Here is a 25,731-nt window from a genome sequence, read left to right as displayed (position 1 = left end):
GAGTAAACCTGAAGCGGCCTCAACAAGGCTAGCCAAATGACCAATTTTACCCTTTCGGACCTAGAGGCTATTGTTGCTGCACGTGCGAACAGTGACGATGAAATGTCATATACCCGCAAACTCATTTCAAAGGGCGTTTCCAAGTGTGCACAAAAGCTTGGAGAGGAAGCCGTTGAAACTGCGATTGCAGCCGTAGAAGGTGATAGGGACGGCGTTGCTTCTGAAGCAGCTGACCTGCTGTATCATCTACTTGTTGTTATGAAGGTTTCCGATGTGTCGCTGGATGAAGTTCTAGCTAAGCTTGCAGCACGCACCGGACAAACTGGACTGGAAGAAAAAGCGTCCCGTACGGACGACTAGTTTTCTTCCTGTCACGCGAAGTGGGAGGCACGAGGGGCCTTGAGCGCTAACGCTATGCATAAAGAACTCGCTCCAGTGCAAGAGCTGGACCTGTCCCCCTACTCTGTCTTTACAGAGACTGAATGGGCGTCTTTACGCGCAGACACACCAATGACGTTGAGCATGCAGGAAATTGAAGACCTGCAATCGCTCAATGACTTTGTGTCTCAAGAGCAGGTGAAGAATATTTACCTGCCTCTGTCTCGTCTGCTTGCCTATTACGTGGAAGCTTCCCAAAGCCTTCAGTTTGCGACGAAGCGCTTTTTGGGCATGCAGTTGACCCGAACACCGTTCATCATTGGTATTGCGGGTTCGGTCTCTGTCGGCAAGTCAACGACAGCCCGCCTGTTGCAGGCACTACTTTCACGCTGGCCCGCCAGCCCGAAAGTGGACCTGATTACCACCGATGGATTTTTGTATCCTAACTCTGTTCTGGAAACAGAAGGTTTGATGCGTCGGAAGGGCTTTCCTGAGAGTTATGACCGCTCTGCACTGCTCAAATTTCTGACAGACATTAAGGGTGGGGAGCGCAAAGTTCGCGCCCCGATTTACTCTCATTTCTTCTATGATGTGATGCCGGGACAGCATGTCACAGTCGAACAGCCAGATATTTTGATCGTCGAAGGGCTGAACGTTTTGCAGACTTCGCATCAACCTAAAGCGGCCAAGGCAGTGCCCTTTGTCTCTGATTTCTTTGACTTTTCCATCTACATTGATGCGGAAGAGCAAGTGCTGCAACGCTGGTATCTGGAGCGTTTCATGCGTCTGCGTGAGACGGCATTCCGAGATCCCGGTTCATATTTCCATAAATTTTCCACAATTTCGAATGATAAGGCGCAAGAGATCGCGAAGGACCTTTGGCAGAACATCAATCTGGAGAACCTTCGCCAGAACATCTTGCCGACGCGACCACGCGCTGATCTGATCCTGACAAAGGGAACAGACCACAGCATCGAAACCGTGGCGCTGCGCAAGATCTAAACGAGCAAATGCGCTCTTACATTGCTGACTAACAGACTGGCACCGAGAGGCAGGCGCCAGCCTGTATTGCATGTGTTTGAGCACTGAGTGCCCGCAGGCTTTCTCTGGAAGGCTTGCTGGAAAGTTTTGCCTGCCGGCGTGCAAAATGCCCCCGAGCAGGAGCTTGCGTCAGTAAAACGACAGCTGCGCACCATCATTAGACTGGCATGAACCACGAAGCGTGTGAGCGCCTCGACCGTTTTTTATTGCCAAGTTCTAGCAATCTCGCGATGCAACGCGCGCGGGAACCGGTGCTGCTGTGCCTAAAAAGGGCTTTCGGAGGAATTATGCTACAGCTTGCAAAAGTATCCGCGTATGCAGGGTTTAGTTTTCTGGTTCTCACTACAGCAGTTGCTGCAGGGCCAAACGCTTCTTTTGGTGACCTTTCTTCACCAGAGGAGCCAGTTTCTCTGCTTTCCGGCAAAGATACTCTTCCGCAAAACAAGATGACCACTTCCGGCAACTATAATGTTGCCAAGCCAATTCTTGCTAAGGGCTGGGCGACAGCTGAAGACGGTAAGGCAGGCTCCTCTCTTCAACAAATTCTACCTGTTGGTGCACAGCTGAGCGTTCTGGACTGGGCGATAGACCCAACCAAAGGCGAACTAGTTCGTCTGGGTGTTGACCAGCCGGACGAAGAGGGCAGCGTCACCTCTGACATTTACGTTTCTAAAGCAGATTTTTCGACCTACACGCTGACTGAGGTTGCCAAACTCAGCCGTGAGGAAGCAGACAAGATCGCCGGTAGCGAAGAAGATAGCTATGTCGGCTATGCAGGAGCAGTATTGGCAGCACGCTCTGGCGGTGCTCGCTCAACACGCCGCCGTCGCGGCATGACATACTGCTATCGCTATGTGAAAAAACATCTGATCTCTGAAGGTCTGGTAGACACCTATATTCCGGGTGGCTCGGCTTACATGGCAATCAAAGCTCTCCCAAAATATGGCTTTAAACGCCTGCGCGTAAGCAGTCCTGACCGTGCGCCGGATGGCTCGATCTGCGTTTATAACCGTGACAAACGCAATCGTCATGGCCATATCGAGGTGAAGAAAAGCGATACCTGCTACTGGTACGGCTATGGCTGTAGCAAGAATTCCATGTATGGACGGCGTGACTTTTACGACTGCTTTGCCAAAGGCGACATCAAACGGAGTTTTTGGGCGTTTACGTCTTCGAGGAAAGACAAAGACGACGATGAACGCGGAAGTGCTGCTCTTGTAAGAAAGAACGATCCTTCCGAACGCCTTTAACATCTGTTGATGATACCCTGACTGAGAGGTCGGGGTTTTGTCATTTTGGTGCTTTAAACTTTCCAGATCGGGACATTCCGAGGAGGCCTAAAATGCTTGCATATCTAGCTGCACTGAAATCCGCAGAGAAATCCGAAAAGGATCCCTCTCAGAACCAGAACGAACTGGGGCAGGTCGTGGGCGAAGATATGTTGGATTGGGCTCCAGCTCAGCTGCCGACAGACGAGACGATGGTCGGTCACTTTTGCAGACTGGAGCGATTGGATCCTGAAAAGCATGCGGAAGACCTGTATGAGGCGTTCAGCGTCGATGCTGAAGGCCGTAACTGGACTTATCTGGATGAAGGCCCCTTTCCAGACTTTGAAAGCTTTGAGCAATACATCAAGGAGTTGGCTGCCGGGAACGACCCGTTTTCATTTGCTATCATTGAACAAGAAGGCGGGAAAGCTCTTGGTGTTGCAAGTTACATGAACATTGTGCCTGAAACTGGCAGCATTGAAGTTGGGCACATCCACTTCTCCCCCCTGCTACAACGCAAGTGCGGTGGCACGGAAGCGATGTTCCTGATGATGCAGCGGGTGTTCGATAAATGGGGCTACCGTCGTTATGAGTGGCGGTGTAATGCCTTGAACAAAGTGTCTCGTAAAGCAGCTGTGCGCCTAGGCTTCAGCTACGAGGGAACATTGCGTCAGGCATCCGTTGTCAAAGGCAAGAACCTGGATACGGCCTGGTTCTCGGTGCTTGACAGCGAATGGCCCGTTTTGCGTGCTTCCTTTGAGAAGTGGCTTTCGCCTGCGAACTTCAAGGAAAACGGCGCGCGCATCAAAACGCTGTCCGAACTGGTTGCGCGAGAAGAGGTCCGAGTCTTTTAACGACCTCTTAGCCGACCTAATGATGATGAAGCCTCGGTGCGCCGAGGCTTTTTTTGTGCGAAGACCTGCCGCACATGCACCTATTACGCTAGATTTCATGTTGTGCTACTCTGTTTTCACCTACCCAAGCTTTTCTTATCTCACATTACAAATGCGATTATCACTATGCTCGTTTATGCAGATTACATCGGCTATCTCGCTGCCATTATTGGCACCTTGTGCTGGCTTCCGCAGACCGTGAAAACGTGGCGGTCTCGCGAGACAAAAGACCTCTCCCTTGCTGCAAACCTTCTTGTGCTGAGCACTGTAGTGCTCTGGTTTGTCTATGGCATCATGATGGAGGCATGGCCGCTTGTTGTTGGCAATATCATCTCCATTATCGCGGTTGGTGCGATTGTGACCGCCAAGCTGATCTATAAATAAGATCGCGCACAGAATGGTCGGATTTGAATAGATAGAGGCCCACAGCATTAAGCTCAGGTTCAGCACACCTTTCGGGACGTAATAGACAGAGACGCTGGTTTAAATTCATATCTATGGGGAGGATATGTTTTGACACGTGAGAAGGAACCAGCATGTTCGACCTCAATAAGAACAACAAGAACGCCGCCGCCCAACAGGAACTCAAAGCGCAGTTGGAAGCGCTCCGTTCAAAGTCAGGAACCAAGGTCGAAGAAGAGCGCGTCGAAGGTGTAGACAAGAGTGTGCTTGATCGTGCAGCTGCCCCACGCGAAGTGCAGCTAACCCACGACATTGCGGCCGCGCGTGAGAAGTATCGCGCCGCCTCCAGTGATGAGGACAAGAAGGCCGCGATGAAGCATATCTCCGACCTTGAGATGCGGCTGGCGATGGAAAAAGAGAAGAACGCCAAGAACAGATAAATGTGGTCTCAGGCAACGAAAAACCCCGATGCAGGGTGCTGCACCGGGGTTTTGTTTTGTCTTATTCAAATCGCTTAGAGCATGTTGCGTTCAAATACATTCACGCACCAAGCTCTAACTCTTTATTTTTGCGCGTATTCTCATAGGAAAACCGGAACCACGTTTCGGGAATACGCTTTAGTTTGCAAGCTCTGCCAGCATTCCAGCTGCCACAGAGAACTTGGAAACCGACAGGTTCTTCTCCAAAATCTCGTTGGTTGCCTGCTGCGTTCTTTCAGCTTTACCGCCATTGCGTTCCAGCCAGCCGTCAAAGCCGTTTGCATCTGCCAGGGCTTGAGCAGCCAGATCACGCAGAGCATTGGCCAGAATGGAGCGGGAACGGTCGAGCGCCAGCCCGTCGTAGTAATCACGAATGACAAACTCACGAGCCAACTCTTCAATCGCACCGAACTTGAAGTGCTCGGCTACGCGGAAGTAGGAGGCTGCAACTTCGTCCACATCACGGTTGGCTTTTTCGGAGACCAAAACGATATCCGGGATCACCATTTCGCCAATGAGACGGGCAATGCGAGCCGCGATCATGATTGGAACGCCAGCTTCTACCAGACGATCTGTTTCCGCTTTGAGCGTTGCTGCCCGTTCTTCGGAAAGGAACGTTTCCAAACGTGGAGACAGACGCTTGACGGTATCGCGGAAGCGGTTGATCGCTGCTTCCAGGCCATCTTCGAAGGAGACGTTGCGCAGGAACCAGATTACCATACCCAGCACCAGATCCTGAACCAGAGTATAAAGCTCTAGCTGCAGATCACCGGAGATGGTGTTGTCAAGACGATCAATCTCTTCGTTCAGCTGGGTCAATCCAAACGCATCGCGCACTACGGCGAAGGCACGTGCTACATCAGCAACAGACGCACCGGTCTGATCGATGATGCGGGTCAGGAATGCAGGGCCACCCCGGTTGATGATGGAGTTCGCCAGCATGGTTGCGATGATTTCGCGACGCAGACGGTGTCCTTCGATTTCCTGAGTATAGGTTTCTGCCATTTGTTTCGGGAAGTAGCGGTAAAGCTCCTTCGCGAGGTAGGCATCATCAGGAACGGAGCTGTTCAGCAGCTCATCATGAAGCGTGAGTTTTGCGTATGCCAGCAGCACGCCCAGTTCTGGACGAGACAGGTGCTGGCCTGCTTTTTCACGTTCCTCAATAGTCACATCATCCGGCAGATCTTCAACAACACGATCCAGCAGATCCTGAGATTCAAGCTGACGCATCATGCGGACCTGATAGCCCAGATCTTCAAGACCACGACGATCACAGAGCGAGATTGCCAGAGTTTGCAGGTAGTTGTTACGCAGCACCAGCTGAGCAACTTCATCTGTCATATCTGCAAGGAGAACGTTGCGGTCCGGAGTGGTCAGGGTACCCTTCTTCACTGCTGCGCCCAGCGCGATCTTGATGTTCACTTCCATATCGGAAGAGTTCACACCAGCGGAGTTGTCGATCGCATCAGAGTTACAGCGGCCACCGGCACGAGAGAACTCAATACGAGCTTTCTGTGTGATGCCGAGGTTTGCACCTTCGCCGATGACTTTCGAACCGACTTCAGCCGCTGTGATGCGGATTGCGTCGTTGCCACGGTCACCTACGTCGCTGTTGTTTTCGTCAGAAGCGCGGATGTATGTACCGATACCACCGAACCACAGCAGGTCTGCCTGCATCTTCAGGATAGCGGTCATGACCTCCTGAGGAGATGCTTTCGACTTGTTGAGGCCGAGCATCTTCTGAACCTGAATGGTCAAAGGAATAGACTTGGAAGAACGTGGGTAGATACCGCCGCCTTCTGAGAGTAGTTCCTTGTTGTAATCCTGCCAGGACGAGCGTCCCAGATCGAACATGCGCTTGCGTTCATCCCAGGTCACAGCAGGATCCGGGTTCGGATCAAGGAAGATATCGCGGTGATCGAAAGCAGCAACCAGTTTGGTTGCCTTTGAAAGCAGCATACCGTTGCCGAACACGTCTCCAGACATGTCACCAACACCACATGCGGTGAATGGCTCTTTCTGGATGTCACGATCCATTTCACGGAAATGACGTTTCACAGCTTCCCAACCGCCGCGTGCGGTAATGCCCATCTTCTTATGGTCATATCCAGCAGAACCACCGGAAGCGAATGCATCGCCCAGCCAGAAGCCTTTGCTTTCTGAGATTGCGTTGGCGGTGTCTGAGAAGGTCGCGGTGCCTTTATCAGCTGCCACAACGAGGTATGGATCGTCCTGATCATGACGAACAACCAGCTCTGGAGGCAGGATGAGATCAGCGTCCAGATTATCTGTCAGATCCAGCAGGGAGGAGATGAAGATCTTGTAGGCTTCTGTTCCCTCTGCGATCCACTCATCACGGCTGCCAGTTTTTGGAAGCTGTTTCGGCAGGAAGCCACCTTTAGACCCCACAGGAACGATCACAGCGTTTTTGACCTGCTGCGCCTTTACAAGGCCAAGCACTTCTGTGCGGTAATCCTGAGCGCGGTCGGACCAACGCAGGCCACCACGAGCAGCTGGACCAAAGCGCATGTGCACGCCTTCAACGCGCGGGCTGTACACGAAGATTTCGCGATATGGCAGCGGCTTTGGCAGGCCTTCCACTTTATGCGGGTCAAGCTTGAACGCGAAGGTCGGTTTTGGCTGACCAGCGTCATCCAACTGGAAGAAGTTGGTGCGCAGTGTCGCCAGGATCAAATTCTGGAAACGACGGAGAATACGGTCGTCATCCAAGCTCGTTACTTCATCAAGGCTTGCGGAAATCTCATCAATCAGACGCCCCTCCTTACCCGAACGTTCAAACGTTCCGAGTGTAGGATCGAAGCGTGTATGGAACAGGTGCACCAGCTGCTGAGCGATCTGTGGATAGCGGTTAAGAGTTCCCCACATATAATCTTCAGAATAGAGGATTCCAGCCTGACGCAAGTAGCGGGAGAGCGCCCGGATCATGGCAATGTCACGCCATGCCAATCCTGCTGTCAGTGCAAGGGCGTTATAACCATCGTTTTCAGCCTGTTTGTTCCAGACTGCGAGGAACAATGCACCGAGGCGCTCGATGTCTGCTTCTGTGAAGTTGCGGAAGCGGTTTTCATCCAGATGCAGCGTGGTGTCGTGCAGGTAGCTGAGTTCGCGATCTGACGGAGTAATCCGGTAGGTTCTCTCATTGATGACGCGGAACCCGAGATTTTCGAGCATCGGCACACGAGCAGACAGCGGAATCGGTTTGTTGAGGTGGTAGGCGCGCAGAGAAATCTGGCCCTTACCCTCACGCTCGCGCTTATAGAAGCTGATGACAAGCGGACGCTTCTCGCCCAGCTGTTCAACGCGGCGAATATCCTTGGTCGCGGTCACTGCTGGTGTCGCGGAGGTGTATTCACCATCAAACGCAGAGCCATACCGCTTCAGCAGTGCACCAGAGATGGCGTTGCCATAGACTGAGCGGAGCGCTTCCCGCAGGCTGTCTGTCCAGGTGCGGACGATGACCTGAATAGAGGCTTCCAGCTCGGCCTGAGACGGCTGAGGCGTGTCACCGAGATAACGACCAACGATGTAGTGAACGCGGACGAGAGGGCCTTCAGGGAAGGTTGCGTACCAGGCAGACAGACGTCCTTCGTAAACGTTTGCCAGATACTTACCAACTCGCTCACGAATGCTCGTGGTGAAATGATCACGCGGGATGTAGGTGATGATCGATACGAAACGGTCGAACTTATCGGTTCTGGACAGAACACGGACGCGCGGACGCTCGTTAAGCTGAAGAATCGCATCTGCAAAGTTGGATAGCGTTTCAACGTCGATCTGGAACAGGTCATCACGCGGATAACCTTCCAAGATATTGCGAAGTGCACGACCGCTGTGGCTTTCCGGATCAAAGCCGTGCTTTTTCATTACCTTCGCAGTCTTGTGGCGAATGTATGGAATGGAGCTGGTTGAGCGGGTGTACGCTGTTGCGGTGAAGAGGCCGACAACGCGCAGTTCACCGCGAAGCTTGCCTTCATCATCAAACAGCTTCACCCCAACATAGTCCATGTGCACATGACGATGAACGCGGCTGCGGATGTTGGCTTTACCGATGATCAATGGTTCCGGCTTCAGCAGGAACTCTCTGATTTCCGGTGTCATAACAACGAATTCAGAGCCCTTGCGGAGCACACGAACCTTCGGATCGGTCAGAATGCCAAGGCCAGAGCCTTCGATCAGAGAGAGTTCGCTGTTTTCGCTGGTGTCATCGAAAATGAACTCGCGAATACCCAGAAGGGTGAAGTTATCAGCCGCCATCCACTCAAGGAAGGCGATTGCTTCGTCAAACTGCTTGTTGTCTGCTTTTGCGCGGACCTGCTGGTATTCTTCAACCGCCAGCTGGATTCTGTCGCGCATTGGGCGCCAGTCCTGCACGGCCTGACGGACATCGTTGAGAACAAGATCAAGAGTCTCTTCGAGTTTCTTGATGTCCTCATCAGAATTCAAGCGTGTAAGGTGGATATGGATGAGACTTTCGCGGCGAACGGATGGTCCTCCCAGACCAACAGTGCCGTGGAATTTTTGCAGGCCGCCATCATCATCACGCTCTACGATGAAGAGTGGGTGCAGCACGAGGCGTACTTCGTAGCCTGCTGTCTGGATTGCCCCCATCGCGGAGGAAACGAGGAAAGCCATGTTATCGTTGACGATTTCAACGATGGTAATGTCTTCGAGCTGCTTGCCGTCAGCGTTTGGCTGCGGGTTGAAAACACGAATACGATGGGTCCCCAGCGGGTGATTTGCGAAATCAGCCCAGGCTTCCTGCGATACGACCGCAAGCTCCGATGGGGTATAGTTCAGGAGATCTTCTGCATCGGCGTGAGAGAAGAGGTCTTCGGCAAACCTTGCTTCGTCTTCGTTATCGTCAATTAGCAGTGCACAGGTATCGGCAATAAGCCCAGCTTTAGCCTCGGCTGTCGTTACAGACATTCAGGCGTTCCTCATCCAACATTATAGTCGGCACAGGCTGCGCGAACATGCCACATGGACGCGGCCTATGCCTTTGAAACCTATTAAGGTGCATTTACTCAATATTTCAATGCGAAACGCGACAAGAATCCCGCAAAAACATCGTTTTCAGCAGAATGTGTTCGGATGTGAGCGACATACGGGAATTCTGGTAATATTCGAAAAGCCCTTCCTGTGAACCTGAAGTTGCTTGAGCCCCCCTCAACTGCCAATTGAGGACAGAGGCCTAAAAAAACGCGCCCTATTCTGTGACAATGGGTGATGGACGTTGTACAACCCATGAACCTAATTCCAACTACAAGCTCCAAGGAGTCAAAAATGTCAGTGCGCGTGTTCATTGATGGAGAAGCCGGAACGACGGGTCTACAGATCCGCGAGCGTCTGGCCGGGCGCCGTGACATCGAGATCCTCAGCATCGCTCCGGAGCGCCGCAAGGAGCTGGCAGCTCGTGCAGAGCTTTTGAACTCAGCTGATGTTGCGATCCTATGTTTGCCAGATGCAGCTGCACTGGAAAGTGTGTCGCTCATCAAGAACGACAGCACTCGCGTGATTGATGCATCTTCTGCGCACCGCGTTAATCCAGATTGGGCCTATGGCTTCCCTGAGATGACGAAGGATCAGGCGGAGATCATTTCCAACGCGCGTTTTGTTTCCAATCCGGGTTGTTACCCGCAAGGTGTGATCGCGACAGTCCGTCCGCTGTTGGAAGCTGGGCTTATCCCGTCCACTCACGCACTCACTGTGAACGCAGTTTCCGGTTATACTGGCGGTGGCCGTCAGATGATTGAAAAGTATGAAGCCAGCGACAAGCCATCTTCTTACTGGCCTTATGGTTTGCAGTTTGGACACAAGCATCTACCGGAAATGCAGCTATATGCTGACCTTGCTCATGCGCCTTTGTTCCAGCCTGCGGTTGGCAACTACGCACAGGGCATGATGACATTTGTGCCGTTGCAGTTGGGTCAGCTTCGCAATGCACCAAAGGGCAAAGACCTGCATGCTGTGCTTGATGACCATTTCTCCAGCATTGCTGGTGATGTAGAGGTCGCAGGATTTGAAAGCGTCAACGCAATTGAGGACCTGAGCCCGGAAATCTTCAACGGCACCAACAAAATGCAGTTGCACGTTTTTGCCAATGATGACCGACACCAAGCTCTGCTGGTCGCAATCTATGACAACCTTGGCAAGGGCGCTTCCGGCGCTGCCGTCCAAAACCTGAATATTATGATGGGCCTGAACGAGAGCATTGATCTCGCTGTAGCCTAATAAAAATTAGAGAATTCCAGAGATCCGAGGAGAGTATTCCATGGAAAAGTTTACAGCACTGACAGGCGTTGCTGCGCCGCTGCCACTGGTCAACATCGACACCGATATGATCATACCGAAGCAGTTTCTGAAAACCATCAAGCGTTCAGGCCTTGGAACTGCACTTTTCCATGAGATGCGTACCAACGACGACGGTTCCAAGAACGAAGAGTTTGTGCTGAACAAGCCAAGCTACGAGAATGCTCAGATCCTTGTTGCTGGCGACAACTTCGGCTGCGGCTCTTCCCGTGAGCACGCACCTTGGGCTCTGCTGGATTACGGCATTCGTTGTGTGATCTCCACCAGCTTTGCTGACATCTTCTACAACAACTGCTTTAAAAACGGCATTCTGCCGATCGTGGTGTGTCAGGAAGATCTCGACAAGCTTATGGACGATGCATCCCGCGGTGCGAATGCGACTCTGACAGTTGATCTGGAAGAACAGGAAGTTCGCGGCCCGGATGGCGGCTCAATCAAGTTTGATCTGGACCCACACCGCAAGCATTGCCTGCTGAACGGCCTTGACGACATTGGCCAGACTTTTGAAAAAACCGACCACATCGACAGCTACGAAGACAAGCTCGGACTGAGCCATCCCTGGCACTGAGCAAGTCGGTGTGAAGCAAAGTTTTTCAGGGCGCCCTTGTGGCGTCCTTGCTATATGGACTCTATACGGTGCTATCCATGGAGATCTGAATGAAGCAAGGCGCTGACAAAAGTTTCTCATTCAAAGCAGCATTTAACTGGTGTTTCGTAGCTCTATTCCTTCCAATCTTGATTTTAGGTTTCACTTCCAGCATTTTTGCTGGAACCTGTCAGAGGCCTGAAATTGATGCAGAAAGAAAGGCTCGCGCTTGCAGCATTTCCATCACAACAGGTTTCTTAAACACCCTCATCGCATCTGAAGAAAAGAAGCTTGCGATGTTGTACTTAGAACGTGGCATTGCACTTAGTCACCTTGATCGCTCCCAAGAAGCAATCAAGGACTTTAGACTCGCGATAGAAAAGGCAACCGGTATTACATTGGCCGAGCTCGCCCAGCGCATTGAAGCTAATGAAGATTTTCTGGAATTCTTTCAAACACGAACAGGCAAAGAGCTCACCCGATCCCCTCTTTCAGGTCTTGAGCCCTCTAGCCGGAAGCGATTTGAAGGGCTGATCTTGCGGTTGATTAGTGAGGAACCAACCTCCAAAGCTTGGTCTAACTGGGAAAAGCTACTTAAAGAGGCTTGAGGCTAAAGCGCTTTGCTTTCTCACCAACTTCCATCCCCTTAAGCAACCTTAGTCTTCCAAGAGCTGCACAATTGCTGTGTGGCCTTTGTTGCGGGCGTGGCTGATTGGGAGGGCGCCGTTGCGGTCGGCGATGGTTTTGTCAGCTCCGGCATCAACGAGTTTCTTGACGATTATCTGATAAGGTTCGCTGCCATCTCCAAGAATGGTTGCCTCAAGAAGGGCGGTCCAGCCCAGATTGTTGACATGGTCAAGCGGTGCACCAGCATCAATCAACATGGAAACAATCTCGACAGCTCCCTGATGGCTGCCGTAGATGAGTGCAGAGCCTTCATAGACAGATGTGACCATGGAAGGGTCGATCCCTAAGTCCAGAGCCAATCGTGCCAGTTCAGGGTTGTTCGTGGAGATCGCTATGTTCAGCACATCACGTTTTTTGGCATCCATCAGATTGATGTTAGCGCCGAGATTGACCAGGTGCTCGAATAGCTCAAGATCTCCGCGTCTGGCTGCAATGATAACCGCTGTATCACCAGAACTGTCACGGGCATCCAGCGACGCTCCGCCTTTTGCAATTTGGTCTAATGCCTTCATGTCATTCGCCTCTACTGCAGCAAATACATCTTGCTCTGTATAATTTTGAGCGAGCGCAGAAGAGTTTAGCCCGCCCAGAGTGAGCAGTGTCGCCACAACGGCTCCTGCAAATACTTTACTGACTGTGTTTGGCATGGGAGCAACTTCCTCTTTGAGTGAGACGTTGGATAACTCAGTCAAAGAGGCAAACTATGACTGCATGAGGGCGGCACGCAGTCATATCACAAGCAGACGGATTAATTGGCAATGCACTATTCAAAAGATCGTGCGGATACGTTTACGCTATATCAGCAACAACCATAGAGATGCCGACCGCAAAGACGCAAAGGCTGGCCAGCATGGAGACACGTTTGCCGTTATTGCTGTTTGCAAGCCACACGCGTGCGGGACCAGAGACGAGGCTGCCAACGCCGTAGTAGACAATCAGACAAAGCAAGCTCGCCACCATGCCGAAAACCAGCGCATAGAGCCAGAAAGGCATTACTTCCGGCACGTAGAACTGCGGCAGCAGGGAGAAATAGAAGAGCATTCCCTTTGGGTTCAGCAAACTGGTGAGGAAGCCGAACTTCAGATCATTGGTGTCTGCAGGTGCTTGTTGTTCGTCTTCTGAAGTCCACATGCCGCTTGCGAAGAAGAGGCGATAAGCCAAGTACATAAGATAGGCCAGTCCCACCCAGCGGATTGCCTGAAACAGTCTCGGTTCTGCCAGAAAGAGGGACTGAAAACCCGCAGCAACCAAAACGGTGAACACGAGATAACCAGCTGAAATGCCGAGAGATGCTTTGAGGGCAGCGGGTTTTCCGCTCGCAAGTGCCCTGCTGGTGACGTACAGCATATCCGGACCGGGCACGATAATCAGACTTAGGATGGTGATCAAAAAGAGAAGGGTATTTGCTGCCATTGAGAGTATTTTCTTATGAGAGGTTTTATTCCAAATTTTCTCCGAATATACTGCGGCGCACACCCTCCGAATATCGAATTGATTCCGAAGAATGACCTCATCTCACAACCTCGACCGAACAGACTTCGCTATATTGGAAATTTTGCAGAATAATGCACTGCTGCCCAACAAGCAGGTGGCGGCAGAGGTTAACCTAAGCCCATCGGCTTGCCATGAGCGTATTAAGCGCTTGAAAGACTGTGGTATTTTACAGAGTAGCCATGCGGTTGTGGACCCTAAAGCCTATGGAGTGGGCTTTGAGGCAATGTTCTTCATTCAGCTGGACAGACACGAGGCGCTTCTGGTTGAGGAATTCATGCAGGAGGTCGTTGGGCTACCAGAAGTAAAATCCGTCACGCTCATCAGTGGGGCATACGATATCGTCGCCCATCTGCGTGTCCGCGATATCGAGCACCTGAAAAGCCTCGCCTTTGAAAAGTTCACAAAGCGGGCCTACATCACCAAGATTGAGAGCTCGATTATCTATGATTTTAAAGAGAGCCGCGTGCAAAAGCCGCTTTAAAGAGCCACTAACTTAATTACGCTTAGCAGCAACTTCTTTTTTATGGCGTTCGTTGAGAGCGTCCACTTCGTCCAACTTGCGACCAACGCGTGCCAAGGCGGCAGCGGCTGTTGTAAACTGGTTTGCCTTATCGACGTAAAGCTTTTGCGCGGTTTCCGGAAATTCCTGCAGCATGCGGGAGAAGAGTGCGCGGCGGACACGGATCAATTCGCAATTTTCAAGTGCGACAGCGCGGGCCGGACGTTTGCCCTCAGCCATCAGCGCGTTTTCGCCGAACAGAGTACCGGGGCCGTAGGTGCCTCTGGGACGCGCGTCGCGTCCCATGCCGGTTTCCAGCTGCACCTTGCCGATTGTCAGCACGATGCCACCATCTGCCCGCTCACCCTCATTAAAAATTGTTCCACCTTTAGACACCTGCATGGTTTCCGCACTGAATGCGAGCAGGCGTAACTGGTCCTCTGAAAATTGCGAGAGGAGAGGAACACGTCTTAAGATTTCGATGTCGCGGGCTAGACTCATAGTTCTTGGATTAGCTGCTTATGCCTCAAGGCACAAGCTTATATCCACCAGCTTCTGTCACGAGCAGCTCCGCATTGGACGGATCACGCTCAATTTTCTGACGCAGACGGTAAATATGGGTTTCCAGCGTGTGTGTGGTGACGCCGGAGTTATAGCCCCAAACCTCATGCAGCAGCACATCGCGTGTCACTGGCTTTTCACCTGCACGGTAGAGGAACTTCAGGATAGAAGTTTCTTTTTCGGTCAGACGAACCTTCCCGCCATTGTCGTCCTGCATGGACTTTGCAGCAGGCTGGAAGGAATAACGGCCAATGGTGAACACAGCATCTTCGCTCTGCTCATGCTGACGCAGATGCGCACGAATACGAGCAAGCAGAACAGCAAACTTGAACGGCTTGGTGACGTAGTCATTTGCGCCAGCTTCCAAACCGAGGATCGTGTCACTGTCTGTATCGTGACCGGTGAGCATGATGACTGGAGCACCGAAACCTGCTTTACGCAGCAGCTTCACAGCTTCACGGCCATCAATGTCCGGCAGACCAACGTCCATCAGAACCAGGTCGAAGTGATCTTCTTTTGCTTTTTTGATGCCAGCCGCAGCACTGTCAGCTTGAGTGGTTTCAAATTCATCATAAAGCGACAGCTGCTCAACGAGCGCTTCGCGCAGATCGTTATCGTCATCTACAAGCAGAATTTTACGTGCAGTCATATTCTCACCCAATCACCAATCTTTGGTGCTAGCCCTAAAACTTATCTCACATAAATACATGAAGGGTTGCCGAAAAAAAGGCGAGCAAAAACGTGGTAAATCTCAAAGTTTTTCGTAAAATCTACTTCACGCGTAAGTGACCCCCGCTTTATTTGGGAGTGTTTCTCCCGGTGTTTTCCGCAGGACAACAGGTTCATAGATGCTTCCTCTCGCAGTACCCACTCCCCCCGCAAAGCTACTTAAAAAGACCCAAAAGACCCTATTTGTGCGGCATACAGGTGATGAGCCTCACTCAGGAACGCTAACACTGGGTGCAGTAACATTTGCGTGTGCACTTGGGCGGTCCGGTTTGACGCACACAAAGCACGAAGGCGACGGTGCGACACCGATTGGGCAATTTGAACTGCTGAATGTGTATTACCGCTCGGATCGCAGCTCCTGTCCAGTCACGTATTTGCCAGTTTCACCACTGTCCCAGAGCGATGGATGGTGTGATTCTCCGCAGGATGCTCTCTATAACCGGCCAGTAGATCTGCCGTTTGAGCCCAGCCATGAGAAAATGTGGCGGGATGACCGGCTCTATGACATCGTCGTTGTGCTGGATTGCAACATGTATCCGGCGGTTAAAGGAGAAGGCAGCGCGATCTTCTTCCATGTGGCGCGAGAAGGCTTTCTACCAACAGAGGGATGTGTTGCGGTTTACCCCGAAGTGATGCGTGAAATTCTGAAGGAAATGGCACCTGGGGATATAATGGAAGTCTGTGCGGATTAGTGCAAAACCAGAGAATTCGATTAGGGAGGCTTTAAAGCTGGCCTCACAATCGTCTCAGGTGAGGCTTTTGCCTGCATTTTCCCTAGTAATCTAAAGTAATTTACTCCATATAGTGCCTTCTTGACGGATTACGCATGAATGGAAGCAAGCTCATGGCGGATACGCTGGTTCCCTTTTTGAAAATGAACGGTTTAGGCAATGACTTCGTGGTGTTTGATGGCCGCGCAAAGAAGGTTGTCTTAACTCCGGAGCAAATCTCGGCTATCGGAGACCGCGAAAAGGGTATTGGTTTTGATCAGATGATAACGGTCGAGCCTGCAAGTTCCGATGCTTATGCCTTTATGCGCATTCATAATCGCGATGGTAGCGAAGTAGATGCTTGCGGTAACGCAACACGTTGCATTGGCCGTCTGCTAATGGGTGAGGCAGGCACTCCAAGCGTTCCTATTCAGACCAACGCTGGTTTGCTGATTGCACACGCATCTGACACTGAAACGCTGGTGAGCGTTGATATGGGTACACCTCGCCTTGAGTGGGATCAGATTCCACTGGCCGAAGAGTTTGCCGATACGCGCGCAATTGAGCTACAGATCGGGCCGATTGATGCTCCGGTTTTGCACTCGCCAAGCGTTGTGAATGTTGGTAATCCGCATGCGATTTTCTGGGTGGATGATATTGAAGCCCACGACCTTGAGCGATTTGGACCTTTGCTTGAGTGTCATCCGATGTTCCCTGAAAAGGCGAATATCTCTCTTGCTCAGGTCATTGGCGAAAACGAAATCCGCCTGAAGGTCTGGGAACGTGGTGTTGGCTTGACGCGAGCCTGTGGCACCGCAGCCTGCGCAACAGGTGTTGCAGCAGCACGGACAGGCCGGACCGCACGCAAGTGCACCGTCCATCTGCCGGGAGGACCGCTGGGGATTGAGTGGCGTGAGGACAACGACCACATCATGATGACCGGTGAAACCGCAATTGAATTCGAGGGCGAGCTCAATCTCGACACCCTCACCTACACAAAGACCGCTTCGGGGGACGCGGCAATGGAGCCTACGCAGTGAGCATTGATGTTGTGACATTTGGCTGCCGACTGAACGCTTATGAGTCGGAAGTGATGAAGCGCGAAGCTGAGGCCGCGGGCCTTAAGGATGCCGTGCTTATCAACACATGTGCCGTGACCAACGAAGCTGTCCGCCAAGCACGACAGACCATTCGCAAAACCCGTCGCGAAAATCCGGATGCACGTATTATTGTGACCGGTTGTGCGGCCCAGACGGAATCTGAAACCTTCGCCGAGATGGGTGAAGTGGATCTGGTTCTTGGTAACTCCGAAAAGCTGGAGCGCGCCTCTTATGGCCGTGTCGCTCAGTTTGGCATTGAAGAAACCGAGAAGGTGCGCGTCAACGACATTATGAGCGTGCGCGAGACCGCTGGTCACCTGATCGATGGACTGGAGGGACGCTCCCGTGCGTTCGTGCAGGTCCAAAACGGGTGTGACCATCGCTGCACCTTCTGCATCATCCCTTATGGCCGCGGTAACTCACGTTCTGTGCCGATGGGCGTGGTGATTGACCAGATTAAACGCCTTGTCGACAACGGCTATGGCGAGATTGTTCTGACTGGCGTTGATATTACCTCCTACGGTGCTGATTTGCCGGGAACGCCGAAGCTTGGCACGCTCTGTTCCAAGATTTTGAAGATGGTGCCTGATCTCAAGCGCCTGCGTCTGTCCTCCATCGACAGCATTGAAGCTGATGATGAGTTGATGGAAGTGATTGCGCATGATCATCGTCTGATGTCGCATCTGCACCTTTCCTTGCAAGCCGGCGACAACATGATCCTCAAGCGCATGAAGCGTCGTCATTCTCGTGAAGATACGATCCAGTTCTGCGAAGACGTACGCAAGATGCGCCCGGATGTTGTTTTCGGCGCTGACATTATTGCCGGTTTCCCGACCGAGACTGATGAGATGTTTGAGAACACTCTGCGCATCGTTGATGAGTGTGGGCTGACACATCTGCATGTGTTCCCATTCTCTCCACGCCCTGGCACTCCAGCGGCCCGTATGCCACAGCTTGATCGCAAGATTATTAAAGAGCGCGCTGCGCGCCTTCGCGAAAAAGGGCAGGAAGCTTTGCTTGCTCACCTTCGGGCTGAAGTGGGCAAAAAGCGCGAGATCCTGATTGAGCGTGAGGGACTTGGTCGCACCGAGCAATTTACTCAGGTTGAACTGGATGCGGATATTGCCGGAAGCCTTGTCTCCGCACGCATTACAGGGCATACCGAAAGACATCTAATTGCAGAGCCACTTGGCAAAGCAGCTTAAGCTTTTACATTTCAAAGGTATCTTTCCAGCATGAGCGAAAAGAAGCGCGGTTTTTTCAGTCGCCTGTTTGGCGGTTCCTCAGAAGAAACACAGAGCCTGCAGGAGGAGAAAGCTCCTGATAGTGCAGAGCTGCGTGAGTCTTTAGAAAGCGTTCAGTCCGTTCCGCTTGACCCTGTTAAAGGCCTTGAAGAAACAGCTGAAGCAGTCGCAGATGAAACTCTCGATCTGGAAAATCCAGAGCTCGTATCTGAGTCGGAGTCTTCGCCTGAAGAGAAAGCTTCTGATAAGCCTCATGATTTGGATGAGGCCGAAACCAAAGCCCTCGAAGAGACTGCTTACCTGGATAATGACGATCTGCATGAGGAAAATTCAGCAGACGTTGAGCCTGAGCAAGATATACTTTCCCCTAAGGTCAGCGATGATGCTGCGCCCGTTGCTGAGGATACTGCCGATGGACAACCCGTTCTCACAGATGAGATCTCTAAAGCATCAGGAACAGCGCAAGGATCTGAAGAAGCAGGAAGCTCTGAAAGTGTTCGGGAAAGCGGAGGACAAGGAGCAGACGAGGAAACTGGAGCGGTCGAAGAGGGCCGAGAGGCTGAAGAAGCTGGAGACACTCCGGGAACTGAGGAAACTGGAGAAGATGTTCCAGTAAAGAAGAGCTGGTTCCAGCGTCTTAAAGCTGGGCTCTCCCGCTCTTCCAATGCCCTATCTGAGGGCATCAGCTCAATCTTCACTAAGCGCAAGCTGGATGCAGATACTCTTGAAGAGCTGGAAGATATCCTGATTCAAGCAGACCTTGGTATTGATACGGCGATTGCGATTACTGATCGTGTTTCTGACGGTCGCTATGATAAGGAAATTTCAGGTGAGGAAGTCCGCAGTATCCTTGCCGAGGAAATTGAAAGCGTCCTTGAACCTGTCGCCAAACCGCTGGACCTTGATAGCGGTCATAAACCACACATCGTACTGATGGTTGGTGTGAATGGTACAGGCAAAACCACCACAATCGGTAAGCTTTCTTCTCTACTTCATGAGCAGGGCAAGAAGGTTATGCTTGCAGCGGGCGATACCTTCCGCGCAGCAGCTGTTGAGCAGCTGAAAGTTTGGGGTGAACGTACTGGCGCTGAAGTTGTGGCGCGCGATACCGGCGCTGATGCTGCTGGCCTTGCATACGATGCCGTTGATGCCGCTCTCAGCAACGGCACAGATGTGCTGCTGATTGATACTGCTGGCCGCTTGCAGAACAAAGCTGAACTGATGGATGAGCTTGAGAAGATCATTCGAGTGATCCGCAAGCGTGTTCCTGATGCACCGCATACCACTTTGCTGACCCTTGATGCGACCACTGGCCAGAATGCTCTGTCTCAGGTGGAGATCTTCGGCAAGGTTGCTGGTGTGACTGGTCTTGTGATGACCAAGCTGGACGGTACAGCCCGCGGCGGAATTCTGGTGGCGATTGCTCGTAAGTATGGTCTGCCAGTTCACTTCATTGGCGTTGGTGAAGGTGTCGACGACCTTGAACCATTTTCCGCCAAGGACTTTGCAGCAGCTATTGCCGGCAAAGACCACGAGCTGGACTAATTCAGTCATGCTATTTGGGAAGGCGTCTTTCGCCTTTCCACTCCCACCTACTTTTAGCTAGTTTTCTTCAAGTTCATTGGACACGCCTGAGTGATCAGATAGACTAAGGCTTCTATTGCCCTGCCATCGATTTGTGAGCTTCTCCATGACACTTGAGTATCTTCTGACATCCTTCATTGTTGTCCTGCTGCCTGGCACTGGTGTGCTTTACACAATTGCTATTGGGCTTGGGAAAGGGCTTAAGCCAAGTGTTGCTGCTGCATTTGGTTGCACGCTTGGAATTGTGCCTGCGGCTTTGGCAAGCATTGTTGGTGTGGCGGCGATCTTTCACAGTAGTGCTCTTGCCTTTCAGATTCTGAAGTATCTTGGTGTCGTCTATCTGATTTACATGTCATGGAGCATCCTGCGCAGCGGAGGCGTGTTGGAAGTGAACGGTGAGAAGCGTGAGAGAACTCTATATCGCACTGCACTTGACGGCATTCTGCTCAATGTGTTGAACCCTAAGCTATCTCTATTTTTCCTCGCTTTCCTCCCTCAGTTCGTTTCTCCCGGCAGTGAGAATGCAACGTCGGCTCTGCTGTTCCATGCCTTTGTTTTTATGGCACTTACATTTGTTGTTTTCATTGGATATGGCGCAATGGCGTCGCTGGCACGCGATTATGTGATCAACCGCCCAAAAGTTATGGCTTGGCTCAAACGGGGTTTTGCAGCTACGTTTGGCGCGCTTGGTGTTAAGCTGGCGCTCTCTGAGAACTGATAGGCTTCCTGCATTTTTGGAACAACAAACTACTGGACCACAATGGATAATTTAAAACTCAGGTTCCCGCCTGTGGCCGTTTTCTTTAGCTTTGCAGTTATCATATGGATGGTTGCAATGTTGCTTCCCGGAGATATCAATCTGCATGGTGCAGAGACAGCCTTTCTTGTGATTGGCATCGGAGCTGGTGGCTATTTTGGAGCGACCGGGCTTTCTGAGTTTCGCAGAGCACGGACAACGACGAGTCCGTCCCATCCTGAAAATGCGAGTGCGATTGTTTCTGACGGAATTTACTCCAAGACGCGCAATCCGATGTATTTAGGCTTGCAGTTCATTCTGCTTGGGTGGGCTGTCTTTCAAGGGAACCTGCTCGCCATTCCGGTTGCTCTGGGTTTTGCCGCCTACATCACCCTGTTCCAGATCAAGCCTGAAGAAGAGCTTCTGGAAGAGAACTTTGGTCAAGAATACCTTACCTACAAAGCACGTGTCCGGCGGTGGATGTAAGTCCTCCGCTCAGTGAGCAAGCGCTTTGCCTCAAATGCTTCAACCTCCACTTCCTTTTGTTACCCTATGGTAAGAATGCGCAAGTAGTGTCCCTAGCGTGATACTGGCCGTTGATCCAAGAAAACAACAAGAGGGAGATCCTGATGGCCGTGCTTATGAAGTTCGATGATGTCGATCAAGTCTACAAAGAGACCTCTAAGATTAAGGCTGCTTTCAAAAAAGCTAAGGTGGATGAAAAAACCGAAGACGCCTTCCTCAAAGAGCTAAAGCAAAAAAAGAAACGCGCTGAAGAGAAGTTTCTTGATGAAGTGAGCAAAGATTCCAAACTGAAGAATTTCAAGCCTGCTTCACTGAAAGGTGATGGCGGATACGCGAAGGCAATGGCCGAAGTCGTTAAGCGTACGCCAATTCAGCTGATGGAAGCGAGTGGCAAGGTCTCGCTAAAAGTTGGCAATATTGTTGTTGTCGGATCCTAATTTTCGCTGAGACAACAAGCTTGCTTTGCCCATGGCCGAGTAATCGGCCATGGATTAATTGTTTATTGGTCACTGAGCAGAGGCAGCAGCACATCACGAGTTGATGACGCCCTCGATGGCTTCCATGCGGAACGCAGCAGCCATCAGAGCCTTGGTATACTCAGTCTGAGGGTCGTCGAAGACTTCGTCTGAGGTCCCCGCCTCCATCACCTTGCCATGCTGCATAACCACTACATCATTAGCAAGTGCACGGACGACCTTGAGGTCGTGCGAGATGAACAAATACGCCAATCCATGAGCCTTTTGCAGATCACGGAGCAAGTCGACGACCTGTGCCTGAACGCTCATATCCAGCGCCGAAGTTGGCTCATCCAGCATCACGAACTTTGGCTCCAGCACCATTGCCCGCGCAATCGAGATACGTTGACGCTGCCCGCCAGAGAACTCGTGCGGATAACGGAACCTTGTGGCAGCATCCAGCCCCACCTCTTCCAGAGCAGCTGCCACTTTGGCTTCCCGCTCCTTCGCCGTGAGGTTTGGCATATGGATCTTGAGGCCTTCACCAACAATCTCAGAGACTGACATACGCGGTGACAGGGAGCCAAATGGATCCTGAAACACGATCTGCATATCCCGGCGCAGCGGACGCATCTGCTTCCAGGAGTGTTCCTGAATATCAGAGCCATTGAAGCTGATCTGACCGTTTGAGGAAATCATACGCAGGATAGCGAGACCCAGCGTGGTTTTGCCTGATCCACTTTCGCCCACAATGCCGAGTGTCTGCCCAGCACGAACGGTAACGTCGATGCCATCGACCGCCTTGATGTGACTAACCGTTTTACGCAGAAAGCCGCGCTTGACAGGGAACCAGACCTTGAGGTCTTTGGCTTCCACGACAATTGGCTGGCTGCTGTCACCTGCAGGCGGATGCCCTTTAGGTTCGGCTGCCAGCAGATGCTGTGTGTACTCGTGTTGAGGGCTTTCGAAAATGTCTTCGGTATCGCCCTGCTCCACAATTTTGCCCTGTGTCATCACACAAACCCGATCAGAGATCCGGCGCACAATGCCGAGGTCATGGGTGATAAAGAGCATGGCCATGCCTGTGCTCTTTTGCAGGTCTTTCAACAATTGTAGGATTTGCGCCTGAACCGTGACGTCTAGTGCCGTTGTTGGCTCATCTGCGATCAGCAGGTCTGGCTCATTTGCCAATGCCATGGCGATCATGACACGTTGGCGCTGACCACCAGAGAGCTGGTGCGGATAAGATTTCAGGCGTTCTTCCGGATTCGGAATACCGACCTGGTCCAAGAGTTCCAGCACGCGCTTTCTGGCATTGGTTTCACCAAGACCGCGGTGGATCTTCAGGATCTCCGCAATCTGCTGTTCGATGGTGTGTAGTGGGTTCAGTGAGCTCATAGGCTCCTGAAAGATCATGGAGATCTTGTTGCCACGCACACGGCGCATTTCGCTTTCAGTCGCTGCTATCAGGTCTTCACCCTGATAGACGATCTTGCCAGTTGGATGGCTGGCAGCCGGATAGGGCAGCAGCTTGAGCACGGATAGAGCTGAAACAGATTTGCCTGAGCCGCTTTCGCCCACAAGTGCGACAGTCTCACCTTCTTTGATCTCGAAGGAGATTTGGTCGACGGCGAGATTTTCCTTTTCACCTTGTCGAAAGGCGATGGAAAGGTCCTCAACAGAGAGGAGCGTTTGATTATCAGTCATGTGCGATCCTCCCTTCTTCAGTTCATGGTTTTGCGTGGATCAAAGGCGTCGCGGACCGCTTCACCAATGAAGATCAGCAGGCTGAGCATGATCGACAGGACGAAGAAGCCGGTCATACCAAGCCACGGCGCCTGAAGGTTGTTCTTGCCTTGCTTGAGCAGCTCACCCAGCGAGGCGGAGCCTGGAGGCAGACCGAAGCCGAGGAAATCCAACGCTGTCAGCGTGGAGATGGAGCCATTCAGAATGAACGGCATGAAGGTCAGTGTTGCGACCATTGCGTTTGGCAGCAGATGGCGGCGCATAATCGTACCGTTGGAAACACCAAGCGCTCGCGCTGCGGAGATGTATTCGAAGTTCCTGCCTCTCAGGAACTCCGCCCGGACTACGCCGACCAAGGCCACCCAGGAGAAGGCGAGCAAGATTGAGAACAGGATCCAGAACCCCGGCGTTAGCACCGACGAGATGATCAAGATGAGATAGAGCGTCGGCATTGCCGTCCAGATTTCAATGAAGCGCTGGAAGCCAAGGTCAACCCAACCACCATAGAAGCCCTGCACTGCACCGGCGCCAATGCCGATGACGGACGACGCCAATGTGAGAGCCAGACCGAAGAGCACGGAGATGCGGAATCCGTAGACAAGACGGGCAAGAACATCGCGGCCCTGATCGTCCGTGCCGAGCCAGTTCCAGTTGCCTATTGTACAGTTTGGATCGTTCACACCCTCTGCATAACGCTCACAGCGCAGTTCCTTGTCCATCATCCAGCTTGGCGGAGCAGGTGCTGGGACAGGGATTTCATTGTTGACCGTCTGGTAGGAATAGCGGATCGGAGGCCAGAGGATCCAGCCGTTGGCGTCGATCTCTTCCTGAATGAATGGATCACGATAGTCCGTTGTTGCAAGGAAGCCGCCGAACTTTTCCTCCGGGTAATCTGTAAAGACCGGCATGAGCAGCTCGCCCTTATAGGAAACCAGAATTGGGCGGTCATTGGTGATGAACTCTGCGCCCAGAGCGAGCACAAACAGGACGAGGAATATCCAGAGGGACCAGTATCCACGCTTGTTGGCTTTGAAATTCTGCAGGCGGCGTTGGTTGAGCGGTGACAGCTTTTGCTGCTTTTCAGGCGGTTGTGTCTGCTCTGGCAGCGGATTGATTGTTTCGTAGCCCTGATCCCGAAGGCGTTTTTCGAGTTGTGTGTCCATTGTTCGTTACACCTCCCGGCTTTCAAAATCGATCCGGGGATCAATCCAGGTGTAGGTGAGGTCCGAAACCAGATTCACAATCAAACCCATCAACGAGAAGATATAGAGCGTGGCGAACATAACTGCATAATCGCGGTTGAGCGCGGACTCGAAGCCCAGCAGGCCAAGGCCGTCCAGTGAGAAGATGGTCTCGATGAGGAGAGAGCCAGCAAAGAACGCCGAGATGAACGCACCGGGGAAGCCAGCAACTACAATAAGCATAGCATTGCGGAAGACGTGGCCGTAAAGTACCTGACGCTCTGTCAGGCCCTTGGCGCGGGCAGTCTGAACGTACTGCTTTCGGATTTCATCGAGGAAGGAGTTCTTCGTCAAAAGCGTTGTTGTTGCAAAGGCGGACAGTGCCATTGCAGTCAGCGGCAAAACCAGATGCCAGAAGTAGTCGAGGATCCGTTGTGGCCATGACATGTCGCTCCAGCCCTCTGAGGTGAGGCCTCGGAGCGGGAAGAAGTCCCAGAAAGAACCGCCGGCAAAGAGAACAATCAGCATGATTGCAAACAGGAAGCCCGGGATTGCATAGCCCACAATGATGATGCTGGATGTCCAGACATCAAACGAGGTGCCGTCTTTTACTGCTTTGCGAATGCCAAGGGGGATTGAGATGCCATAGGAGATGAGCGTCATCCATAAGCCCAGCGAGATAGACACCGGTAGCTTTTCGATGATCAGATCAACAACAGCAATGTCTCGGAAGTAGCTGTCACCGAAATTGAAGGTCGCGTAGTCCAAGATCAAACGCCCGAAACGCTCCAGAGGGGGCTTGTCGAAGCCAAACTGGACCTCGAGTTCCTTGATAAATTCCGGATCAAGGCCTTGTGCCCCTCGATACTTCGATCCTGCACTGTCTCCGCCGCCCTGATTGGCTGCAGCAGAACTTCCAAAATCACTTCCACCACCCGAAATGCGGCTGGTTGCGGATACACTATCCCCTTGCAATTGAGCGATAACTTGCTCAATTGGTCCGCCTGGTGCGAACTGAATAATGACAAAGTTGATTGCCATGATGCCGATAAGGGTCGGGATCATCAAAAGCAATCTACGCAGAATATAGGCGCCCATGGGCT

Annotated in this window: 25 protein-coding genes; 17 read left to right on the top strand and 8 right to left on the bottom strand. The window is 52.0% G+C overall.

Annotated elements, in window-relative coordinates:
• Positions 1 to 36: 36 nt before the first annotated feature.
• The 6 genes from BM231_RS02650 (at position 37) to BM231_RS02625 (ending at position 4,422) form a co-directional block, all read left to right on the top strand.
• Positions 37 to 360, top strand: coding sequence for a phosphoribosyl-ATP diphosphatase (locus tag BM231_RS02650; protein WP_057463034.1), 324 nt, complete (start codon positions 37 to 39; stop codon positions 358 to 360).
• A 54-nt stretch (positions 361 to 414) separates the two neighbouring features.
• Positions 415 to 1,380: a type I pantothenate kinase gene (coaA, locus tag BM231_RS02645; protein WP_093516510.1), complete on the top strand. Its 966-nt coding sequence runs from the start codon at positions 415 to 417 to the stop codon at positions 1,378 to 1,380.
• Positions 1,381 to 1,706: 326 nt separating this feature from the next.
• A complete protein-coding gene (locus BM231_RS02640; RefSeq protein WP_093516508.1) occupies positions 1,707 to 2,669 on the top strand; it encodes a hypothetical protein in 963 nt (320 codons plus the stop codon).
• A 92-nt stretch (positions 2,670 to 2,761) separates the two neighbouring features.
• Positions 2,762 to 3,541 (top strand): GNAT family N-acetyltransferase, encoded by a 780-nt coding sequence (locus BM231_RS02635; protein WP_093516506.1) that lies wholly within the window; start codon positions 2,762 to 2,764, stop codon positions 3,539 to 3,541.
• Between the two features lie 165 nt (positions 3,542 to 3,706).
• Positions 3,707 to 3,964 (top strand): SemiSWEET family sugar transporter, encoded by a 258-nt coding sequence (locus BM231_RS02630; protein ID WP_057463038.1) that lies wholly within the window; start codon positions 3,707 to 3,709, stop codon positions 3,962 to 3,964.
• Positions 3,965 to 4,116: 152 nt separating this feature from the next.
• Positions 4,117 to 4,422 (top strand): hypothetical protein, encoded by a 306-nt coding sequence (locus tag BM231_RS02625; protein WP_063309127.1) that lies wholly within the window; start codon positions 4,117 to 4,119, stop codon positions 4,420 to 4,422.
• Between the two features lie 177 nt (positions 4,423 to 4,599).
• On the opposite strand, the gene BM231_RS02620 is transcribed toward BM231_RS02625, so the two are convergent.
• Positions 4,600 to 9,408, bottom strand: coding sequence for an NAD-glutamate dehydrogenase (locus BM231_RS02620; protein WP_093516504.1), 4,809 nt, complete (start codon positions 9,406 to 9,408; stop codon positions 4,600 to 4,602).
• A 357-nt stretch (positions 9,409 to 9,765) separates the two neighbouring features.
• On the opposite strand from BM231_RS02620, the gene argC reads away from it, so the two are divergent.
• The 3 genes from argC (at position 9,766) to BM231_RS02605 (ending at position 11,985) form a co-directional block, all read left to right on the top strand.
• Positions 9,766 to 10,713, top strand: a complete 948-nt coding sequence (argC, locus tag BM231_RS02615) for an N-acetyl-gamma-glutamyl-phosphate reductase (RefSeq protein ID WP_167550256.1) — start codon at positions 9,766 to 9,768, stop codon at positions 10,711 to 10,713.
• 40 nt (positions 10,714 to 10,753) lie between these two features.
• Positions 10,754 to 11,359 (top strand): 3-isopropylmalate dehydratase small subunit, encoded by a 606-nt coding sequence (gene leuD / locus BM231_RS02610; protein ID WP_093516502.1) that lies wholly within the window; start codon positions 10,754 to 10,756, stop codon positions 11,357 to 11,359.
• A gap of 89 nt (positions 11,360 to 11,448) precedes the next feature.
• Positions 11,449 to 11,985 carry a tetratricopeptide repeat protein gene (locus BM231_RS02605; protein WP_093516500.1) on the top strand — a complete coding sequence of 179 codons (537 nt, stop codon included), beginning with the start codon at positions 11,449 to 11,451 and terminating at the stop codon, positions 11,983 to 11,985.
• A 48-nt stretch (positions 11,986 to 12,033) separates the two neighbouring features.
• On the opposite strand, the gene BM231_RS02600 is transcribed toward BM231_RS02605, so the two are convergent.
• Together BM231_RS02600 and BM231_RS02595 are read right to left on the bottom strand one after the other, a co-directional pair.
• Entirely contained in the window at positions 12,034 to 12,711 is a 678-nt protein-coding gene (locus BM231_RS02600; RefSeq protein ID WP_093516498.1) for an ankyrin repeat domain-containing protein, read from the bottom strand.
• 142 nt (positions 12,712 to 12,853) lie between these two features.
• Positions 12,854 to 13,477 carry a LysE family translocator gene (locus tag BM231_RS02595; RefSeq protein WP_057463043.1) on the bottom strand — a complete coding sequence of 208 codons (624 nt, stop codon included), beginning with the start codon at positions 13,475 to 13,477 and terminating at the stop codon, positions 12,854 to 12,856.
• A 91-nt stretch (positions 13,478 to 13,568) separates the two neighbouring features.
• Between BM231_RS02595 and BM231_RS02590 the strand changes: the two genes are divergently transcribed.
• Positions 13,569 to 14,039: an Lrp/AsnC family transcriptional regulator gene (locus BM231_RS02590; RefSeq protein WP_084403543.1), complete on the top strand. Its 471-nt coding sequence runs from the start codon at positions 13,569 to 13,571 to the stop codon at positions 14,037 to 14,039.
• Positions 14,040 to 14,051: 12 nt separating this feature from the next.
• Here BM231_RS02590 and BM231_RS02585 read toward each other — a convergent pair whose 3' ends face one another.
• Both BM231_RS02585 and BM231_RS02580 read right to left on the bottom strand, forming a co-directional pair.
• Positions 14,052 to 14,558, bottom strand: a complete 507-nt coding sequence (locus BM231_RS02585; RefSeq protein ID WP_093516496.1) for a cyclic nucleotide-binding domain-containing protein — start codon at positions 14,556 to 14,558, stop codon at positions 14,052 to 14,054.
• A gap of 25 nt (positions 14,559 to 14,583) precedes the next feature.
• On the bottom strand, positions 14,584 to 15,267 hold the full coding sequence (locus BM231_RS02580; protein ID WP_063309120.1) for a response regulator transcription factor: 684 nt from the start codon (positions 15,265 to 15,267) through the stop codon (positions 14,584 to 14,586).
• Between the two features lie 265 nt (positions 15,268 to 15,532).
• Between BM231_RS02580 and BM231_RS02575 the strand changes: the two genes are divergently transcribed.
• The 7 genes from BM231_RS02575 to BM231_RS02545 all read left to right on the top strand — a co-directional run bounded on the left by BM231_RS02575 (position 15,533) and on the right by BM231_RS02545 (position 21,683).
• On the top strand, positions 15,533 to 16,039 hold the full coding sequence (locus BM231_RS02575) for a L,D-transpeptidase family protein (protein WP_244310581.1): 507 nt from the start codon (positions 15,533 to 15,535) through the stop codon (positions 16,037 to 16,039).
• A gap of 134 nt (positions 16,040 to 16,173) precedes the next feature.
• A complete protein-coding gene (gene dapF, locus BM231_RS02570) occupies positions 16,174 to 17,097 on the top strand; it encodes a diaminopimelate epimerase (RefSeq protein ID WP_244527133.1) in 924 nt (307 codons plus the stop codon).
• Positions 17,094 to 18,362, top strand: coding sequence for a tRNA (N(6)-L-threonylcarbamoyladenosine(37)-C(2))-methylthiotransferase MtaB (gene mtaB, locus BM231_RS02565; protein ID WP_093516494.1), 1,269 nt, complete (start codon positions 17,094 to 17,096; stop codon positions 18,360 to 18,362). The genes dapF and mtaB overlap by 4 nt, the downstream gene beginning before the upstream one ends.
• A 30-nt stretch (positions 18,363 to 18,392) precedes the next feature.
• On the top strand, positions 18,393 to 19,946 hold the full coding sequence (gene ftsY / locus BM231_RS02560) for a signal recognition particle-docking protein FtsY (RefSeq protein WP_093516492.1): 1,554 nt from the start codon (positions 18,393 to 18,395) through the stop codon (positions 19,944 to 19,946).
• A 145-nt stretch (positions 19,947 to 20,091) separates the two neighbouring features.
• Positions 20,092 to 20,703 (top strand): LysE family translocator, encoded by a 612-nt coding sequence (locus BM231_RS02555; RefSeq protein ID WP_093516490.1) that lies wholly within the window; start codon positions 20,092 to 20,094, stop codon positions 20,701 to 20,703.
• 117 nt (positions 20,704 to 20,820) lie between these two features.
• On the top strand, positions 20,821 to 21,207 hold the full coding sequence (locus tag BM231_RS02550; protein WP_208860007.1) for a methyltransferase family protein: 387 nt from the start codon (positions 20,821 to 20,823) through the stop codon (positions 21,205 to 21,207).
• Positions 21,208 to 21,350: 143 nt separating this feature from the next.
• Positions 21,351 to 21,683, top strand: a complete 333-nt coding sequence (locus BM231_RS02545) for a hypothetical protein (RefSeq protein WP_093516486.1) — start codon at positions 21,351 to 21,353, stop codon at positions 21,681 to 21,683.
• Positions 21,684 to 21,776: 93 nt separating this feature from the next.
• Here the strand turns inward: BM231_RS02545 and BM231_RS02540 are convergent, their stop codons facing one another.
• The 3 genes from BM231_RS02540 to BM231_RS02530 are packed head-to-tail and all read right to left on the bottom strand — an operon-like array spanning position 21,777 to position 25,726.
• Positions 21,777 to 23,408 carry an ABC transporter ATP-binding protein gene (locus BM231_RS02540; RefSeq protein WP_093516484.1) on the bottom strand — a complete coding sequence of 544 codons (1,632 nt, stop codon included), beginning with the start codon at positions 23,406 to 23,408 and terminating at the stop codon, positions 21,777 to 21,779.
• Between the two features lie 17 nt (positions 23,409 to 23,425).
• Positions 23,426 to 24,610 carry an ABC transporter permease gene (locus BM231_RS02535; protein ID WP_093516482.1) on the bottom strand — a complete coding sequence of 395 codons (1,185 nt, stop codon included), beginning with the start codon at positions 24,608 to 24,610 and terminating at the stop codon, positions 23,426 to 23,428.
• 6 nt (positions 24,611 to 24,616) lie between these two features.
• Entirely contained in the window at positions 24,617 to 25,726 is a 1,110-nt protein-coding gene (locus BM231_RS02530; RefSeq protein WP_093516480.1) for a microcin C ABC transporter permease YejB, read from the bottom strand.
• Positions 25,727 to 25,731 lie beyond the last annotated feature (5 nt).

This window comes from Pseudovibrio ascidiaceicola (genome assembly GCF_900114245.1).
Classification (GTDB): Bacteria; Pseudomonadota; Alphaproteobacteria; order Rhizobiales; family Stappiaceae; genus Pseudovibrio; species Pseudovibrio ascidiaceicola.
This window is presented reverse-complemented; position numbering and strand designations above follow the sequence as displayed.